Genomic DNA, 2,164 nt, shown 5'->3' with positions numbered 1-2,164 from the left:
GTGGGGCCTCGTGCATTGCAGGCGCTGGAGGCGGCGGGCATCGACGCGTGGATGGCGGCGCAGTCGTCGCCGGGACGCTCGGTGGCGGTGGTGCTGCGCCGCGCCCAGGCGACCCGCGCGGAGGAGGTGCTGCGGCGTGAGCTGGCGCCGGAGCTGGAGCGGGGCGCGTTGCAGCCGCCCCAGGTGCGCGCGCCGGTGACGCAGGTGGCGCTGGTGGCCGAGGCGATGGGCCAGGGCGCCAACGTGGCCGGACGCCTGTTCCAGCCGCTGGGCGCGCTGGGCATCAACGTGCGTGCCATCGCGCAGACGGCCAGCGCGCGCTCCATCTCGTTCATCGTGGACGGGGCGGAGACGGCGCTGACGGTGCGCACGGTGCACGCCGCCTTCCACTTCGCCCACGAGGAGGTGAGCCTCCTGGTGCTGGGCCACGGCGTGGTGGGCAGCCAGTTGCTGGAGCAGTTGCGCGCGCTGCAGCAGACGCTGGCGCAGGAGCACGGCATCCAGCTCAACCTGGTGGGGCTCGCGGACAGCCGGCGGGTGCTCTTCTCGCCGGAGGGCATCCCGTTGAACCAGTGGCGCGAGCGCATCGAAGCGGTGCCCGAGGGCACGTCACCGCCCGTGGTGCAGGCGCTGCTGGAGTCGCTGCGCCGGCTGCCGGTGCCGGTGCTGGTGGACTGCACCGCGGCGGACGGCATGGAGGAGTTGTACCTGGAGGCCTTCCGCGGCGGCATCCACGTGGTGGCGGCGAACAAGAAGCCGCTGACGCAGCCTCGCGAGGTGTGGGAGCGGCTGCGGAGCACGGCGCACCTGAACCACCGCGCGTACCACTACGAGACGACGGTGGGCGCGGGGCTGCCCGTCATCCAGACGCTGAAGGACCTGGTGCGCACCGGGGACCGGGTGCACGGGGTGGAGGGTTCGTTCTCCGGGACGCTCGGGTACTTGAGCCAGCAGTTGATGGACGGAGTGCCGTTGTCGCGCGCGGTGCGCACCGCGCGCGAGAAGGGCTTCACGGAGCCGCACCCGCGCGAGGACCTGGGCGGCACGGATGCGGCGCGCAAGGCGCTCATCCTCGCGCGGGAGCAGGGCCTGGACCTGGCGATGGAGGACGTGGAGGTGGAGCCCTTCGTACCGCGCGAGTACCTGGAGGAAGAGGACGTGGAGCGCTTCCTCACCGGGCTGGAGAAGCTGGACCGGACGTTCACTTCTCGCATCGAGGGCCTGCGCGCGGAGGGCAAGGTGCTGCGCTACCTGGCGCGCATCGACCCGGCGGCGAAGGATGGGCCGGTGCTGCGCGTGGGCCCGGTTGCCGTGGCGAAGGACCACCCGGCGACGCGGCTGCGCGGCTCGGAGGCGTTCGTGGCCTTCTCCACGGAGCGCTACGCGGACTACCCACTGCTGGTGCAGGGTGCGGGCGCGGGAGGCCCCGTCACCGCGGCGGGAGTGCTCGCGGACATCCTGAAGATTGCGCAGGGCCTGCGGGGGCGGTGAGCGCGGGCGCGACGGCCCACGGTGTCCTTCCGGGAGACCTACTTCCGTGACCGTGGGGCCTTCGTCCTGGCCGGAGACTTCTTCGCCGCTTTCGGCCTCGTACCGGACGCTGTCTTCTTCGCAGCGGGCCCCTTCTTCTGCAGCGGGGCCCGCTTCGTGGCGGTCTCCTTCTTCGCGGGCACGGCCTTCTTCTCGGCTGCGTCCTTCCGCGCGGGCACGGCCTTCTTCGCGGGCACGGCCTTCTTCACGGCCACAGCCTTCTTCGCGGGCGCGGCCTTCTTCGTGTCCGAGTCAACCTTCTGGGCGAGCCTCGGCTCCAGGGGAGGAGGCTCCGTCGCGGATGAGCCCTTCTGCTCGACAGATGCCTCGCTCAAGGACTCCGCCGGACTCACCGTCACCTCCCTCCCGGAGAACGCTTCCCAGCCCTCCAGGGCACGCGTCCACCGGGCGAGCACCTGCTCGCGATCCGCCTCATCCCGCAGCCCTTCGATGTGCAGCGCCACGGTGGCGCCATGCACCGACGGCAGCACGCGAAGCTGCACGGTGCGCGCCCTCGGCCACTCGTCACGCTCCAGGCGCAGGCGCAGCTGCCGGGGCGGGACACAGCGCACCACCGTGACACGCGTCCCGTCCGGAAGCGTGGCGTGCTCCCCCTCGGCCAACGGCTGACGGT

General features: G+C 72.2%; 1 protein-coding gene and 1 pseudogene. One reads left to right on the top strand and one right to left on the bottom strand.

From position 1 onward, the window contains the following. Window positions 1-1,491, top strand: a 1,491-nt coding sequence (locus D7V93_RS42140; RefSeq protein WP_443652011.1) for an ACT domain-containing protein, incomplete at its 5' end; no start/stop codon positions are given. A gap of 38 nt (window positions 1,492-1,529) precedes the next feature. On the opposite strand, the pseudogene D7V93_RS45590 reads toward D7V93_RS42140, so the two are convergent. Further along, a pseudogene (locus tag D7V93_RS45590) lies at window positions 1,530-2,164 on the bottom strand (hypothetical protein); the annotation flags it as partial.

Origin of the sequence: Corallococcus llansteffanensis, assembly GCF_003612055.1 — a bacterium.
GTDB classification, from domain to species: domain Bacteria; phylum Myxococcota; class Myxococcia; order Myxococcales; family Myxococcaceae; genus Corallococcus; species Corallococcus llansteffanensis.
The sequence above is the reverse complement of the archived record's forward strand: the minus strand, read 5'-3'. Positions and strand labels throughout refer to the sequence as shown.